The organism is Phaeobacter italicus (genome assembly GCF_001258055.1).
In the GTDB taxonomy this organism is placed as follows: Bacteria; Pseudomonadota; Alphaproteobacteria; order Rhodobacterales; family Rhodobacteraceae; genus Phaeobacter; species Phaeobacter italicus.
The window spans coordinates 1-15,147 of record NZ_CVRM01000004.1 but is presented as its reverse complement, the minus strand read 5'-3'; the positions used below and the strand labels follow the sequence as shown (position 1 = coordinate 15,147).

Below are 15,147 nucleotides of genomic sequence, written 5' to 3'. Positions count from 1 at the left end.
GTTTTCTCTCTCCCGTTGGTTTGGTTTGGGGCGGTGATACCGCTTTGTAAACGCCGCTGCCGCCCCGCGTAGCGTCGCCCTTCCTGCTACCAGTCTTTCACTGCTCGTATTTCGCGGAACTCTCTTTAACCACACCCCACACAACGTCCGTGTACGCAGAGATCCAGTCGGTTTGCGGCACCCAAGTCTCTCCGTCCCACATTTCGATACGGGTCTTGCCCCCGCCGCCATGATCTTCGGCCGTCACCGTAACGGGGGCCATCAGCCCGTTCGCGTCATAGCCCTCAAGCGACTCCAGTCCGGCCTTGTAGGATGTCGGAGTGATCGGCAGCCCCTCGGCTTCCGCCGCCTTGCGCGCGGCTTCGAACATGATCGAATACATGGCCAGCCCGGTGTTGTAGAAAACGTCCTGCGTCTTCTCGATCGGGCCGGATCCCTCGCCCTTGTCATAAAGCTCGGCCATGATTTCCTGATACAGGGCAATATCCTGACCGCCCACGACATTGGTCCCGCGCTTGATACCTTTGGCGGCCTCTTTACCGATGTTGGCGATATCGACTTCGTTCAGCCAGTTGACCGAGATGTATTTGTCCATCGGAATGCGATTGCGCTTCATCTCTTTCGAGGCAACCACATGGGCACCGCCCAGCATCCAGACGATCACATGATCGGGCTTGTCGCGGCGCACCTTCGACCACACGCCGGCCTGGTCGCTGCCAGGCAGTGGCACGGGGTACAGTTCAAGCTCGAAACCCTCTTTCTCGGACAGGGTTTCCAGGATCTCGATCGGCTCCTGCCCGAAGGGATAATCGAAGTAAACAAACCCGACCTTCACATCTGACAGATCGCCGTCATGCAATTGCTTGATGTAGGCGACATCGTTGGCGGCCTGTCCCCAATAGGTCGGCCCGATCGGATAGACCCAATCGAAGACGGTGCCATCAACGGCATCGCCGCGCCCGACAAGAGACTGCATCAGGATACGCCCGTCTTCCATGGCCCGCGGCAGGATAGCCAGAGACACCGGAGTGGACAGGGTATCGAAAACAAAGACGCCCTCGCGGCTGAGTTTCGAGTAGCACTCGATTCCGCGCTGCGGTTCGTTCCCGTGGTCACGCACGATGACTTCGACCGGTTCGCCACCGATGCCGCCCTTCATGTTGATGAGCTTGGCAAGGTCCATCGCGGCCTGCGAAACCTGCGGCGTGGCAAAGGTATAGGCTTTGCTGAGGTCGTAGCAGATGCCGATCTTGAATGGCTCGGCCAGCGCCTGGGTGCTGAACACTGCTCCTCCGAACATGGATAGTACAGCCAACGCTTTGGTAAATTTCTTCATTTGTTCCTCCCTGAACAACTTCTGATTAGTACCTCAACTCAACCAACGTTTGCGTCGGCTGTAGTGCTTGACGTTGTGAAAGTCGGTCTCTCCGCCGCCTAGATAGAACTCCTGAATGTCGGAGTTAGATTTGAGCGCCTCGGCGGTGCCGTGCATAACAACGCGGCCGTTCTCGATAAGGTACCCTTGCGAAACGATTTCCAGAGCCGCCAGGGCGTTCTGTTCCACCAGCAGGACGGACAGGCCCTCATCCTTATTGATCTTTTGCAAGATGCCGAAGATCTCCTCGACCAGGAACGGAGCAAGCCCGAGACTTGGTTCATCAAGCATCAACAGCTTCGGCTGGGTCACGAGGGCCCGCCCAATGGCAAGCATCTGTTGCTCACCACCCGACAAATAGCCTGCTTGCGAACTTTTGCGTTCGGCAAGCCGCGGAAAATATCCGTAGATCTTGTCCTTTTCCGCATTCAGCGTTGATCGGGACATTCCGCGCGGCGCGGCGGCGGTCAGGTTCTCGTCGGGGGTCAGATGTTCGAAGACCCGCCGCCCTTCGATGACATGACAGATGCCCATCTCGACGCGTTCTTGCGCGAGCGCTTCGGTAATGTCCACTCCCTGGAACGTTATCTCACCTCGGCTGATGCGTCCGCGCTCAGCCTTCAAAAGACCGCTGATCGCTTTCAACGTGGTGCTTTTTCCCGCTCCGTTCGATCCCAAGAGTGCGATCATCTCGCCCTTTGGGACTTGGACCGAAACACCTTTGATCGCCAGTATTACATTGTCGTACAGTACTTCGACGCTGTTCATGGATAGAATGTTCTGGGCTTCAACTTTTTCTTGCATCGGCATTCCCCTATTTCTTGAACTGATCGAAGGGCCAGACCATCAGATAGTCTCTGATGTTGCCGTAGAGTTTTCCCAAACCGAGTGGTTCGATCAGAAGGATAATGACGATCAGTGCGCCATAGACTGCGTTCGGGATGTGAGCGAGTGTTTCAACATCGATCTGCATGCCAAGCCCGTCACTCAGCGTGACGACGAGACCGTTCACGATACCCGGAACAAGAAGGATCAGGGCAACACCGAAATAGGAACCGATAATGCTGCCAAGGCCGCCAACAATCACCATCGCAAGAACCTGGATCGAAACGGCAACCGAAAATTGCTCGGGTGCGGCGAGAAAGAAAAAGGTGGCAACAAGCAACGCACCGCTGACGCCTGCGATGAACGACGAAGTCGCGAACGCGAGGATTTTGTAGTAGAAACTGTTCACACCCAGGATCGCGGCCGCAAAGTCTTTTTCCCGGACAGCGACCAAGGCGCGACCGAGTCCAGTACGCTTGAGATTAAGCATGAAGATCGTCACCAACACACACCAGCCGAAGGCGACATAGTAGAAGCCAGTATCAGTGGTAATCTCTTGCCCGAGCAGAGCCAATGTCGGTGACTGGAGCGACGCGTGTGAACCCCCCGAGATCGCCGGAGAGTGGGTCAGAACCCAGTCCATCACGAATTGCATCGCAAGAGTGGTAAGGGCGAGATACAGTCCCTTGACCCGCAAAGCGGCAAAAGCAAACAGGCTGCCGATCACGGATGACGTCAATCCGCCGATGATCAGGGCGAATTCCCACGGCACCCCGAAACGCGCGGCATGGATCGACGAATACGCTCCGACGGCCATGACCGCAGCATAACCCAAGTGAAGTTGGCCTGCCCAACCTGTCACCAGATTCAATCCAAGCGCGGCGGCCGTCCAGATCAGCCAGGGAAGCATGTAGCTGTTCAGATAAAGCGACGGGATGATGAATGGCGCGGCAAGACCGATCAGAAAGATGAATGCTGTCAGATTTCTGTCGGCAGGCACCTTGAAGATACGGCTGTCCGAAACGTAGTTGGCGTGATGGACGCCGGAAAGTCTGTAAAACATCCCTTACACCCTTTCGATGTCGTGACGACCGAACAGCCCGTGCGGACGGATCATGACGGTAAGAATGAGCACGGCGGCGACGATAAGCTCACGGCTTCCGCCTCCGACAAGCGGATCGAGGAAATCAGAAACAACGTTTTCGACGACGCCCAGGATGATGCCTGCGATCACGGCGCCAAGGATACTGTCGAGACCACCGAGAACGGCAACTGTCAGACCTTTGAGAAGCAACAGCGACAGCGCCTGATCGACACCCTGAATCTCGCCCCAGATAACGCCCGCAGCGACGGCAACAACGGATGCCAGCGCCCAGGACAGGCCAACTCCGCGTTCAACCGAGATACCTACCGACCACGAAGCCATGTAATCATCCGCGATCGCCCGCAACTTGATCCCGGTCCGGGTTCGGAAAAACAGCATGAATGCGACAAACAAGGCGAGCGCAACACCGGCACCAACCAGATGGATGCGGCTGATGAAGATGTCGTCAAAAAACAGTGGATCATAGCTGACGCCCAATTCCATCGAACGTGACGTCCCGCCCCAAATCGCAAGCGTTGTACCCCGCAGGAAAATGTCGAGGCCGAGTGTCAGCATCAAGATCATGACAACCGGCCGACCTGCGAGACGGCGCAGAGCAACACGCTCAATGCCGAACCCAAGGCCGAACATGACAACCGCAGCCAGAGGGATGGCCAGCCACAAGGGTAAACCCACGTCGCGTGCCAGCGCCAGGACCACATAGGCCCCTACCATGGTCAACCCGCCCTGAGCCAGATTGGGCACCGAAGATGCCTTGTAAATCAGCACAAGGCCGATGGCGAATAGCGAGTACAGCAGACCCGTCAAGGCTCCGTTGATCGCAAGCTCTGATAGAAAGACCCAGTCCATTTATACCTCCCTGATGGGAAGGCTTCTTTCGACCTTCCCTACTTCCCCGGTCTCGTAAGTCACCTGCGCGCTTACATGGACCTCTTTTGAACCGTCGTAGAGCGCCGCGATCACGTCGGCATAGCGTTCCTGAACGACCTTCCTCCGCAGTTTTCGGGTTCGCGTGATTTCACCATCGTCCGGGTCGAATTCTTTCGGCAGACTTACAAAGCGTTGCAGGCGCAATGGTTCGGTGACGGCCTTGTTGACCCGTTGGAAGGCCTCGCGAAGCAACGTCGCGACCTCTTCACGCTGAGAAAGATCGGCATAAGACACATAGGGCACGCCGTTCACCTCTGCCCAGTGGCCAACGGCTTCGAAATCCACGCAGACCATAGCCGTCAATTCGTCAAGCCCGGCGCCGATTACGGCAGCATCCTTAATATAAGGGCTGAATTTCAACCGGTTCTCGATGTAGTTTGGCACAAACCGCTCGCCTCCGGCCGTATGCATGACCTCGGAGACGCGCCCCAGAACAACCAGGTGTCCATCTTCCTCCAAATACCCGGCATCACCTGTATGCAGCCACCCGCCCTCAAGGGCTTCGGCGGTCGCTTCGGGTTTGTTGAAGTACCCTTCGAATACGCTGTCCGAGCGTACCAAGATCTCCCCGTCCTCGGCGATGGTCACCTCGACGCCGGGCGCGGGTTTGCCAACCGTATGAAGGCGCACTTCACCCGGAGACTGAATTGCATTGATCGCGCTGTTTTCGGTTTGGCCGTAGAGTTGGCGCAATTTGATTCCCAAGGCTCGGTAGAAAACAAAGGTGTCTTCGCCGATTGCTTCACCGCCGGTGAACGCGTTCTTGAGTCGGCTCATTCCGAACTGGTCCTTGACCGGACCGAAAATGATTGCCTCGCCCAAAAGTCGGCCCAAAGGCTCAAGAACACCGCCGCTTTTGCCATTCAGCTTGCGCGTTTCCGCCGCGATGGCCCGATCCATGAAAAAATGGTACAGCCGTTTCTTTAAAGGGGTCGAATTTTCGATACCCACCTGGATTGTCGTCAGCATCTGGTCCCAGCTTCTCGGAGCCGCCAGATAGAAGGTCGGAGCGATCTCGCGCATGTCGCGCACGACCGTTTCCTGGCGCTCAGGCACATTCACGGTGAAACGCCAAAGGAGTGCCGCGGCAACGGTTATGGCGTAGTCTCCCACCCAGGCCATCGGCAAGTACGCGAGGATCTCCTCATTTTCGTCGAAGGCACCCGCCGCATGTCCATTCCGAGCAGCAGCAAGAACGTTCTTCTGACTCAGTACGATGCCCTTCGGCGCGCCCGTCGTTCCGGAGGAGTGCAGAAAAATGGCCGGATCTTCCGGCTTCGCACGACTAAGCAGTTCCTCACGCAGGCCCGGGGTTTCGTTCAGATCGTGCTGACCAACTTCGATCAGGTGATCCCAGGACAACAACCCTTCAACCTCGTAGAAGCCAAGACCGCGCGCTTCATCATAAATGATGTGGTCGATGCCCTCGGCGCCCGCGTCCTTCAGTTCCAGGATCTTGTCAACCTGTTCCTGATCTTCCGCAATGGCCGCGACGATCTCGACTTCGCCAAGAAAGTGCCTTAGTTCCTCAAGAGTTGCGCCCGGATAAGCGGGCATGGCGTAGGCACCAAGCAACGAAACAGCCAGCATGCCGCCATAGAGCCGCGCACGGTTATCGCCCAGAACAAGCACTGCTTTGCCAGGCTTCACGCCGATTTTTTCAAGCCCAGCCGCACAGGCCACCACCTCTTGGGCGTATTCCGCCCAGGTGGTTTCTTTCCATATCCCACGCTCTTTTTCGCGACGGGCGATATCCTTTCCGTGGAGCGACGCGTTCTTCGCCAGAAGTGCACCAATCGTTTCGCCGCCTGAAGACCGGTTCTTCGTCAAATCAGTCATGCGACCCTCCGATATATGCCTCGATGACCCGCGGGTCCTTCACAACCTCCTTGGGGATGCCACTGGCGATCATTTCACCGTAATTCAGTGCCAGCATCCGATCACAAATGCCGGTGATGACATCCATATGGTGTTCGATCAGCAGAACGCTGACGCCGCGTTCGGCACGGGCATCCAGAATGAAACGGGACATATACCCTTTCTCTTCCTGGTTCATGCCGGCCATCGGTTCATCGAGAATCAGCATCTGTGGCTCGGCCACCAATGCCCGCGCCAGCTCGACCCGCTTTTTCAACCCGATCGGAAGACCATCGACCAACTCATGCCGAATGCTCTCGAGCTGTAGAAACTCGATCACCTCCTCGACGATTTTACGGTTCTCGATTTCTTCACGCTGTGCTGCCCACCAATATAGCGCCGTACGCAAAACGCCTGGGCTCATGTGGATGTGCCGCCCGAGCAGGATGTTGTCCAGAACGCTCATCCCGTTGAACAGGGCAAGATTTTGGAACGTTCTGGCAACGCCGAGCTTGGCAACCTTGTGAGGCGCCGTACCCGTAATGTCGTTTCCTGCCAGCCGGACCCTGCCCTCGTTTGGCGGGTAAAATCCGGTAATTGCGTTTGTTAGCGTTGTCTTGCCGCTGCCATTCGGACCGACAAGTCCAAAGATTTCCCCTTGTCGAATAACGAGGTCAACACCGGTGACAGCGACGATGCCGCCGAACCGTCGTTCGACCCCGCTGCACTCCAGTATCGCCCCATCATCGGCTCCGATTGCTGTTTTAATCCTTGTCGTCATCTAGATATCATTGTCCCCCTAAGGTTCACGGCCAACATCAGGTAATCCGGAAGTAGTCCGGCCGCCCCGTTGGCCATGGATCCCCCCACAATTGCTGCCCACCGTCGATGTTCAGAACTTCTCCGGTTACGAATTTCCCTGAATTCGCCGCCATATAGACAACCCCTTCAGCGACATCCCATTCGTCCCCGGCGTGCCGCATCGGGTTGGAGTCCTGAAAGGTCGCAGAACCCTCCGGAGGGTAGTTCCCGAAACCGTTGCTTTCGCAGCAACCCGGCGCCACGCAGTTCACTCGGATACCGTGCGGGGCCCACTCCACCGCAACCGACTTGGACAGGTAAACTACCCCTGCCCGGGCCGCACAGGTATGCGCGATGCCGGGCATGCCGCGCCAGATATCGGCCACGATGTTGACGATGGAGCCCGATTGCTTGTTGGCAACCCAGTGGCGCGCCGTGGATTGCATCATCCACCACGTGCCGTTCAGGTTGGTGTCTATGACCGCATTCCAGCCCTTTGGACTAAACTCCAACGCTGCTTGCGGAAACTGACCCCCAGCATTGTTCACCAATACGTCAATCGCCCCGAACTCCTGGTTCGTCTTGGCGACAAAATCCTCGACCTGCTCAGGCTCCCGGATGGTCATAGGCACAGCGAAAACTTCGCCCCCGAAACTTTCAAGGAACTCCTTGGCCAAAGCCAGTTTCTCTTCGTTGCGTCCATTGATCGCCAGATTGGCCCCGAGCCTTGCGAACAGAGTCGCAATTGCCAGCCCCAATCCGCCTCCGGCCCCGGTCACCACAACGACTTTGCCGGTGAATAAACCGCTTGCGTAAACGGTTGCACGTTTTAATAGGTCCTCCCTCGAAGACCCAAACTGCGTCTTATTCATGACGCCTCCTCCCATTCCCCATTAGGGGCAGCTGCCAGTAATCTAACGGGTGTTAGAAAATTGATCAAGACAACTTTTCGCACCAGCCCCGCCCGTCATCTCCGATCAGTAAGACTTTGGAAGCCCAAGGGCTTTTTCTGCTATGAACGACAAAAGCATCTGCGGTGTCACCGGTACGATGCGGAACAGCAGAGCCTCCCGTACCAGTCGCTCCACGTGATATTCCTTGGCGTATCCGAATCCGCCAAATGTAATTTGCGCGGCTTCGGTCGCCTCGACCGCGGCGTCGGCGGCCAAAAGCTTGGCAGCGTTCGCCTCGACGCCGCAGGGTTCTCCCGCATCGTAGAGGGCTGCAGCGTGCATCACCATGAGATTGGCAGATTCCACTCGCGCCCAGGCTTTGGCGAGTGGATGCTGAACACCCTGATTTTGGCCGATCGGGCGGTCAAAAATCACACGTTCGTTTGCATAATGCGCCGCTCGCGCCAGTGCGTTGCGCGCAATACCGATGCATTCACCGGCCACCAGGATGCGTTCGGGATTCAACCCGTGCAAAATTTGCCTAAAGCCTTTGCCCTCCTCCCCGATCAGGTCCTCAGCCGGAATCGGCAATCCATCGATGAAGACTTCGTTCGAATCGACAGCCTTTCGACCCATCTTTTCGATCTCTCGCACGTCAACGAAATTTCGGTCGAGATCTGTATAGAATAGGCTCAGCCCTTCGGTCGGGCTGCTCACATCCTCTAGCCGCGTTGTTCTGGCCAGAAGCAACATCTTGTCCGCCACCTGCGCGGTAGAAATCCAGACTTTTTGTCCGTGCACGACATATCTGTCCCCCTGCCGCACCGCCATGGTCTTCAGCTTTGTGGTATCCAACCCGGTCGTCGGTTCGGTTACGGCGAAACAGGCCTTTTCATCGCCTGCTATTAGAGGGCCAAGCATACGCGCGCGCTGCTCATCGGTCCCAAACTTCACCACCGGGTTGAGCCCGAAAATGTTCATGTGGATGGCCGAGGCTCCGCTTGCGCCGGCCCCCGACTCGGCAATTGCCTGCATCATGATGGTCGCTTCGGTGATCCCCAGACCCGCGCCGCCGACAGCTTCTGGCATGGCGATACCCAGCCAGCCGCCATCGGCCATTGCCCTGTGCAGATCATGGGGAAAACCACCGTTACGATCCCGGTCCAGCCAGTAGTCGCCGTCGAACCTTGCACAAATCCGCAGAATCTGGTCGCGAATTTCCTTCTGATCGTCCGTCATTCGAAATGTCACGGTGTCCCCTTCTCTTCCAGACTAACGAGCCCTGCCTCACAAAGGGCAATGATCCGATCATCGTCAAAGCCAAGATCACGCAGAATACTTCGGCTGTCCGCGCCAAGCGGTCGTCCCAGCCAGCGAACTTCGCCAGGTGTGGCGCTTAGATGCGGGATCGGGCCGATGACCTTGGTCTGTTTGCCGTCGACCGACACGATGTCCCCACGATGGCGTATCTGCTCGTTCGTCATGATCTCTTCGACGCTCAACACACGCGAGGCAACCGCATCATGGCGGGCGAATACCGCTTCCACTTCCTTAGCCGTGTGCTGCGTGACGAAATCATTGATCGCGTCAAAGACCACCGTCATGTGCCGCGACATCTCGCCCAATGTCGCGAACCGCGGGTCATCGGCGAGGGCATCGCCTCCGACCGCCCGCAACAGGCGCTGCGCGGTTTCCGCGCTCCCTGCCGAAACGGTCAGCCACACCCCATCGGACGTTCGGAACATCCCCCCCGGAGCAAAGTCCATCGGCTGGCGCAGCCCATTGCGTCGCGGCGAGAGGTTAGCGCCAGTCAATGCGGGAACAGGATAGTCCATCAACCGAAGCAACGCCTCGAACACCGCAAGATCGACGACCTGACCGCGTGCAATGCCCTTTTCGCGAGCAAATAGCGCGATCATGATTCCCAAAGCGCCCATCAGCCCTGTCGTGCTGTCGGCCGCCGGAAAGCCGGGGTGCATCGGCGGCCCGTCGGGAAAACCGGTCAGATGCGCTAATCCACTCATGGCCTCTGCAGCACGCCCAAACGCTGGCACGTCGCGCATCGGACCGTCCTGTCCGTAACCTGAAACCCGCAAGACAACCAAGTCCGGGTTCCAATCGTGCAGCACGTCTGGCCCAACACCAGCACGTTCTAGCACACCCGGACGGAAATTTTCGATCAGCACGTCGGCATCTTCAACCAACCTGCGCAGGATGTCCCGGCCCTCGTCGGACTTCCAGTCCAGGCCTAGTGTTTTCTTGTTGCGGCCCAAAGTCTTCCACCAGACGCCCACCCCATCCTCTGCCTTGGGTCCAAGGTCGCGCATCATATCCGTCCGGTTGGGGGCTTCGATCTTGATGACATCTGCACCAAAATCCGAGAGTAAAGCTGCCGCAAGTGGTCCGGCAATTACGTGACCAAGTTCTACAATCCTCAGTTGCTCAAGGGGTCCAGACATCTGCACTTTCGACTTTGCTGTTTTTCTAATTGTTGTTCGATTCCTAGCAAAGGCGAAGTCGGACCTCAAGATTCAAAGGTAATCACCTTCCCGAAAACGTAACCGCCCGGTTGTTACCGCGGATCAGTTCATCGGCGTCCAGTTCCATGGAAGCAGTTCGTTGAGCGGGTTGGTCATGTGATTGTGGATGCGGTCGAGGATTTCGGCCAGCCAGGCTTGCGGATCGTGGCCGTTCATCTTGGCTGTCTCGACAAGGGACATCGCCCGGGACAGCGTTTCGCCACCGCTGTCGGAGCCTGCAAAAAGTCAGTTTTTTCGCCCGATGCAGATCGGGCGCATGACGCGCTCGGCCGTGTTGTCGTCGATGCCGACGCGGGCATCTCCAAGGAAGAGCTCGAATGACGGCCAGCAGCTGAGACCATAGCGGAAGGCCTTCACGAGATCGCCCTTGCCGGGAATGCGTAGCAGTTGGGCCTCGGTCCATGCCTTGAAGGCCTAGACCATGGAGCGGGAGTGCGTCTGGCGTGCTGCCAGCCGCAGTTCCGCTGTCTTTTTTGCCCACCCGAACTATGGCTTGCCGTGCGTTCTTTCAGGCCTGCGGGACGAAGCGCTCGTCTTTGGCGGCTCCGAAGTGGCTCCGACATTCGGCGGTTTTCTCGAAGGCGCGCTTGAGGCGGCGGAATATGCCTACACCGTCCTTAAGACGGGTCGAGGGCGCGCAGAGAAGCGCTTATAACTGCATCTGCGTTCAGGCTGTCGCTGGGGAACCTGAAGGAGCGTTTTCTTTTTTGGGCGGCTTCATCCGGAAGAACAGTACATAAAATACAGGAACCGCGACCAGGGTCAGGATCGAGGCGAACGCGAGGCCACCCATGATCGTCACGGCCATCGATGCGAAGAAGGCGTCTGGTAAGAGCGGAATCATACCGAAAATCGTTGTGCCCGCAGCCAGCACGACGGGCCTCAAACGGCTGACCGAGCCATCGATCACCGCCTGATAGTCCTCGACACCTTCGGCGCGTTGCTGATCGATTTCTTCCACCAGCACAATGGCATTCTTCATCAGCATCCCGGAAAGGGACAAGAAGCCGAGAAGCGCCGTGAACGTAAACGGTAGCCCAGTGAACAGCAGACCGAGAACCATCCCCGTGACCGACATCGGAACCACGAGCCATAGGATCAGTGGCTGGCGCACTTTGTTGAACATCAGGATCGAAATTGTCAGCATTACCAGAAAACCCAAGGGAAGCTGTTTGCCGAGGCTTGCCTGCGCCTCTCCCGCGCTTTCGAATTCGCCTCCCCATTCCATCGTGTAGCCTTCGGGAAGCCGAATGGCTTCGATATCAGTGCGAACACTGCGAAATGCCTCATCTGCTGTCAGGTCGCCGCCTGCACCGCCGAGGACCGTTATCGTGCGCTCACGGTCGCGGCGGTGGATAAGCGCCTCGACGAGGCGGGGCTCGAAACTGGAGACGAGGTTGGCCATGGGCACATAGCCATTTGCACCTGGCGACCAGACGGAGAGATCGCGCAAACGGTCCAGCCCGTCGCGCTCGACCTCGGGAAGCCGCAGATACATCGGGATTTCGGCATCGCCTTCGCGCAGGGTGCCGACCCGCAGGCCCGAGGTGCCGTATTGCACGGTGTCGGTGATCGAACCGCGGGTCGCACCGGCCAGCCGCATCCGGGACTCGTCGACGATGGGTTCGATAAGGATCTCACGCTGCCGCCAGTCTGTGCGCGGGTTTGTGATTGTGCCGGCCTCGTCGAAGATTGCAAGCGCATTATCCGATAGCTGCCGGAGGACCACCGGATCTGGTCCGGCAAAACGAACGGCGACATCGGCCCCGGCAGGCGGACCAAAGACGATTTCCTCGACGCGGACAAGAGCATTGGGGAATTGCGCCGGCAGTTCGCGATTGAGACGCGCCGCAACATCGGGGATGAGTGTGGCATCGGTCGCACGCACGATCAGCTGACCGTAGCTCGCATCGGCCTGCTCAGGGTTGTAGGTCAGCATGAAGCGGCTGGCCCCTCGCCCCACAAGCGTCGTCACGTCCGTCACGATCCCCTCGCCTAAGATGATCTCCTCAAGCCGGGCCATTTCTTTATTCGAGACTCGAATGTCCGTGCCTTGCGGCATCTGGAGCTCGACGTAGAATATCGGGGTGTTCGACGCCGGAAAGAACGCCTGTTTGACCTGGCCGAAGGCCATGACCGACCAGACCGTGATTCCGACGATCGTCAGGACGACGAGCACACGGGCGCGCAGCGCCATCCAGAGGAAACCGCGATAGGCCGAATAGATGAAGCCACCATAGGGGTCCTTGGATGTGTCTTTCGGTGCCTTCAGAAGGAGCTTGCCCAAATAGGGCGTGACGGTTACCGCGAGGATCCAGCTCATCAGCAACGAAATCGCGATAACCGCGAAAAGCGAGAACAGAAATTCTCCGGTAGCATCTGGCGATAGCCCAATACCCGAAAACGCCATGATCCCGATCACGGTGGCCCCAAGCAGGGGCAACGCTGTCGCGGTCTCGGTATCGGCGGCGGCGTCTTCGGCGGACTTGCCCCGCGCCATGCCAATCAGCATGCCTTCGGCGATCACGATGGCGTTGTCGACCAGCATACCCATAGCGATGATCAGTGCCCCGAGACTGATCCGTTCCATCTCGATGCCGAAGACGGACATGAAGAACAGCGTGGAAAACACCGTGAGGCCCAGCGTGGCACCCACGACCAGACCCGCGCGCCAACCCATCGTCAGCATCAGCGCCCCGATGACGATGGCCACGGATTGACCGAGGCCGACGAGAAAGCTCGAGACCGCTTCGTCGACGACCTTATGCTGTTCATAAATAGGTACGATCTCGACGCCGTCCGGCAGTTCGGCCTTCAGCTGGTCCAGCCGCGCCTCGACCGATCGGCCGACCTCGACCACGTTGCGGTCGACGAGCGCCGAGACCCCGAGGGTGAAAGCCCGCGTGCCATTGTGGCGCACGATCTGGCTCGGTCGCTCCGTCTCCTCTCGAACCACGCGGGCGATGTCGTAGAGCGCAATCTGCCCAACTTCTCCGGGAGCGCCGAGCCGCAGCGCCTCAATGCCCTCGACGCTGACATAACCTGGCGGAACGGACACTCCCAGTCGAGACAGCCCTTCGCTGATCTCGCCGTTGGAGAAAACCTGGTTTTCGTCGGCGATGATACCGAGGATCTGGTCCGGTGGCAGCCCCAGTTCGGTCAGGCGCGCCGAAGGGACCGAGATGATGATCTCCTCTTCCGCCAGCCCCTGAACCTCGACCTTGGCCACCCCGTCGACGGCGACAAGGCCGCGCCGCAGTTTAGTCGCGAGGTCTCGCTGTTCCGTGGCGCTCAACCCATCGACCGTTACAGCATAGAACATGCCGTAGACGTCGCTGAAATCGTCATTGATGATCGGAGGCTGCGTACCGGAGGGGAGATCTCCTTCAATGTCGCGGATGCGGCGGCGCATTTCGTCCCAGACCTGCGGGATCTCGTCGGGCCCATAGGTCATCTCGATCTCGACCGTGATCTGGGCCATGCCCGGCATGGATTTCGATTCCACCCGGTCGAGCTGCTTCATCTGTTGGAGTGCGCTCTCCACGACATCGGCGACTTCCTCTTCCACTTCCATCGCGGTCGCGCCCGGATAGGGCACGAAAACGAGCGCCGTCTTGAGCGTGAAACTCGGGTCTTCGAGGCGTCCGACCGTGTTCAGTCCCCACAAGCCGCCGATAAGGCAAAAGACAATTGCCAGCCAAACGGCGACCGGACGTCGGATGCTTGCGCGTGAAATACTCATTGTCATGGTTTCGACTTGTCCGGTCCAGGGGTGTTCAGAGGCCGCGAACCGCGACCGGTTCGTTTTCCTTCAGGCGCCACCAGCCGCCTGACACCACCAGTTCATCCCCGGCGAGTCCCTCAAGCACGACGATTTCGTCGTCGTTGGGTAGCCCCAGCCGGATTGTCTTTCGGTACACCCGGCCGGAGTCTTTGTCGTAGAGCCAGACGGACGGCTCGTTCCGGCTCGTCGTGTCGATCGCCGAGACGGGAACCACTACCGACCGCGATTGCGCACCCTCCGCGGCGGCGGTTACGCGCACATTCGCCGTCATTCCGGACAGTAATCGTGGGTCGATAGCGCCCTCTATCACGAACTCGACGTCATAGGTTTGGGCCGTGGTGTCCGCATCGGTCACGAATGTCCGCGGATAAAGAGTTGCCTCATATCCCGGCACGGCGGGGAAAGTGGCGGTTACCCTGAATGCATCGGGCTGGGCCCGTGCCATCGCGGCGAGTTCCTCGGGCAGGGAAATCCGGACCCGCATTTCACTGATGTCCTGCAACCTGGCAATCGGAGCCGCAGGGGTGACGTTCGAAAACTCCTCCAGAAAGATGCGCGCGACAATGGCGTCGAAGGGCGCGGTGATCGTGGCTTGAGCCAGGCGTCGCTCCGCTTCACGGAGGGCGACTTCTGCTTGGACCTGCTGCGCGCGGTTCGTTTCGAGACGGGCGTCCGTCGCCACCCCCCTCTCGGTCAGACTCAACGCACGATCGTATTCGGATTTTGCGAGGTCGAAAGAGGCCTGTGCCCGGTCCAAGGCCAATTCGAAATCGACCGGGTCGAGCGCAGCGATCAAATCGCCTTTCTCAACCCGAGTCCCAGCATCTACCGCGAGGTCGGAAAGCTGACCCGAAACCTGAAAGGCAATATCCACGGTCCGGGCGGGCTCCACGCGACCTGCCAGGCTGCGCGCCCTATCGCTGTCGCGAAGCTCAGCGCGCGAAACTTCGACCGTGACCGGCTGGACCAAATCTTGCTCGGCTGTTGATTGTCACTGAGAACTGACCCGGTAGCCCTATAAATTGTCACTGAGAATT

12 protein-coding genes and 1 pseudogene are annotated in these 15,147 nt (G+C 58.4%); 1 reads left to right on the top strand and 12 read right to left on the bottom strand.

What is annotated here, in order from left to right; all coding sequences use genetic code 11:
• Positions 1 to 97 precede the first annotated feature (97 nt).
• From NIT7645_RS01610 to NIT7645_RS19620, 10 genes and pseudogenes are all read right to left on the bottom strand, one after another.
• On the bottom strand, positions 98 to 1,336 hold the full coding sequence (locus NIT7645_RS01610; RefSeq protein ID WP_027238720.1) for an ABC transporter substrate-binding protein: 1,239 nt from the start codon (positions 1,334 to 1,336) through the stop codon (positions 98 to 100).
• Between the two features lie 33 nt (positions 1,337 to 1,369).
• Positions 1,370 to 2,179, bottom strand: coding sequence for an ABC transporter ATP-binding protein (locus tag NIT7645_RS01605; RefSeq protein ID WP_050685932.1), 810 nt, complete (start codon positions 2,177 to 2,179; stop codon positions 1,370 to 1,372).
• Positions 2,180 to 2,189: 10 nt separating this feature from the next.
• Positions 2,190 to 3,263 carry a branched-chain amino acid ABC transporter permease gene (locus NIT7645_RS01600; RefSeq protein ID WP_028095207.1) on the bottom strand — a complete coding sequence of 358 codons (1,074 nt, stop codon included), beginning with the start codon at positions 3,261 to 3,263 and terminating at the stop codon, positions 2,190 to 2,192.
• Between the two features lie 3 nt (positions 3,264 to 3,266).
• Positions 3,267 to 4,154 (bottom strand): branched-chain amino acid ABC transporter permease, encoded by an 888-nt coding sequence (locus NIT7645_RS01595; protein WP_050685832.1) that lies wholly within the window; start codon positions 4,152 to 4,154, stop codon positions 3,267 to 3,269.
• Positions 4,155 to 6,074 (bottom strand): AMP-dependent synthetase/ligase, encoded by a 1,920-nt coding sequence (locus tag NIT7645_RS01590; RefSeq protein WP_050685830.1) that lies wholly within the window; start codon positions 6,072 to 6,074, stop codon positions 4,155 to 4,157. It abuts the gene before it with no gap.
• Positions 6,067 to 6,873, bottom strand: a complete 807-nt coding sequence (locus tag NIT7645_RS01585) for an ABC transporter ATP-binding protein (protein ID WP_050685828.1) — start codon at positions 6,871 to 6,873, stop codon at positions 6,067 to 6,069. The genes NIT7645_RS01590 and NIT7645_RS01585 overlap by 8 nt, the downstream gene beginning before the upstream one ends.
• Before the next feature lie 37 nt (positions 6,874 to 6,910).
• A complete protein-coding gene (locus NIT7645_RS01580; protein WP_050685930.1) occupies positions 6,911 to 7,765 on the bottom strand; it encodes an SDR family oxidoreductase in 855 nt (284 codons plus the stop codon).
• Positions 7,766 to 7,870: 105 nt separating this feature from the next.
• The gene (locus NIT7645_RS01575; RefSeq protein ID WP_082204796.1) at positions 7,871 to 9,025 is read right to left on the bottom strand and encodes an acyl-CoA dehydrogenase family protein; all 1,155 of its coding nucleotides are present in this window, start codon (positions 9,023 to 9,025) and stop codon (positions 7,871 to 7,873) included.
• 8 nt (positions 9,026 to 9,033) lie between these two features.
• Complete coding sequence (locus NIT7645_RS01570) at positions 9,034 to 10,245, bottom strand: CaiB/BaiF CoA transferase family protein (RefSeq protein WP_050685825.1); 1,212 nt, start codon at positions 10,243 to 10,245, stop codon at positions 9,034 to 9,036.
• Positions 10,246 to 10,368: 123 nt separating this feature from the next.
• A pseudogene (locus NIT7645_RS19620) lies at positions 10,369 to 10,791 on the bottom strand (IS66 family transposase); the annotation flags it as partial.
• On the opposite strand from NIT7645_RS19620, the gene NIT7645_RS01560 reads away from it, so the two are divergent.
• Positions 10,748 to 10,981, top strand: coding sequence for a hypothetical protein (locus tag NIT7645_RS01560; protein ID WP_050685821.1), 234 nt, complete (start codon positions 10,748 to 10,750; stop codon positions 10,979 to 10,981). The pseudogene NIT7645_RS19620 and the gene NIT7645_RS01560 overlap by 44 nt on opposite strands.
• A 12-nt stretch (positions 10,982 to 10,993) precedes the next feature.
• Here NIT7645_RS01560 and NIT7645_RS01555 read toward each other — a convergent pair whose 3' ends face one another.
• Both NIT7645_RS01555 and NIT7645_RS01550 read right to left on the bottom strand, forming a co-directional pair.
• A complete protein-coding gene (locus tag NIT7645_RS01555) occupies positions 10,994 to 14,074 on the bottom strand; it encodes an efflux RND transporter permease subunit (protein WP_050685819.1) in 3,081 nt (1,026 codons plus the stop codon).
• 28 nt (positions 14,075 to 14,102) lie between these two features.
• Positions 14,103 to 15,080 carry an efflux RND transporter periplasmic adaptor subunit gene (locus tag NIT7645_RS01550; RefSeq protein ID WP_050685817.1) on the bottom strand — a complete coding sequence of 326 codons (978 nt, stop codon included), beginning with the start codon at positions 15,078 to 15,080 and terminating at the stop codon, positions 14,103 to 14,105.
• Positions 15,081 to 15,147 lie beyond the last annotated feature (67 nt).

Bases quoted from the DNA above. Each gene is read 5' to 3' on its own strand.
- NIT7645_RS01610 (WP_027238720.1), bottom strand. From the start codon at position 1,336: ATGAAGAAATTTACCAAAGCGTTGGCTGTACTATCCATGTTCGGAGGA.
- NIT7645_RS01605 (WP_050685932.1), bottom strand. From the start codon at position 2,179: ATGCAAGAAAAAGTTGAAGCCCAGAACATTCTATCCATGAACAGCGTC.
- NIT7645_RS01600 (WP_028095207.1), bottom strand. From the start codon at position 3,263: ATGTTTTACAGACTTTCCGGCGTCCATCACGCCAACTACGTTTCGGAC.
- NIT7645_RS01595 (WP_050685832.1), bottom strand. From the start codon at position 4,154: ATGGACTGGGTCTTTCTATCAGAGCTTGCGATCAACGGAGCCTTGACG.
- NIT7645_RS01590 (WP_050685830.1), bottom strand. From the start codon at position 6,074: ATGACTGATTTGACGAAGAACCGGTCTTCAGGCGGCGAAACGATTGGT.
- NIT7645_RS01585 (WP_050685828.1), bottom strand. From the start codon at position 6,873: ATGACGACAAGGATTAAAACAGCAATCGGAGCCGATGATGGGGCGATA.
- NIT7645_RS01580 (WP_050685930.1), bottom strand. From the start codon at position 7,765: ATGAATAAGACGCAGTTTGGGTCTTCGAGGGAGGACCTATTAAAACGT.
- NIT7645_RS01575 (WP_082204796.1), bottom strand. From the start codon at position 9,025: ATGACGGACGATCAGAAGGAAATTCGCGACCAGATTCTGCGGATTTGT.
- NIT7645_RS01570 (WP_050685825.1), bottom strand. From the start codon at position 10,245: ATGTCTGGACCCCTTGAGCAACTGAGGATTGTAGAACTTGGTCACGTA.
- NIT7645_RS01560 (WP_050685821.1), top strand. From the start codon at position 10,748: ATGGAGCGGGAGTGCGTCTGGCGTGCTGCCAGCCGCAGTTCCGCTGTC.
- NIT7645_RS01555 (WP_050685819.1), bottom strand. From the start codon at position 14,074: ATGACAATGAGTATTTCACGCGCAAGCATCCGACGTCCGGTCGCCGTT.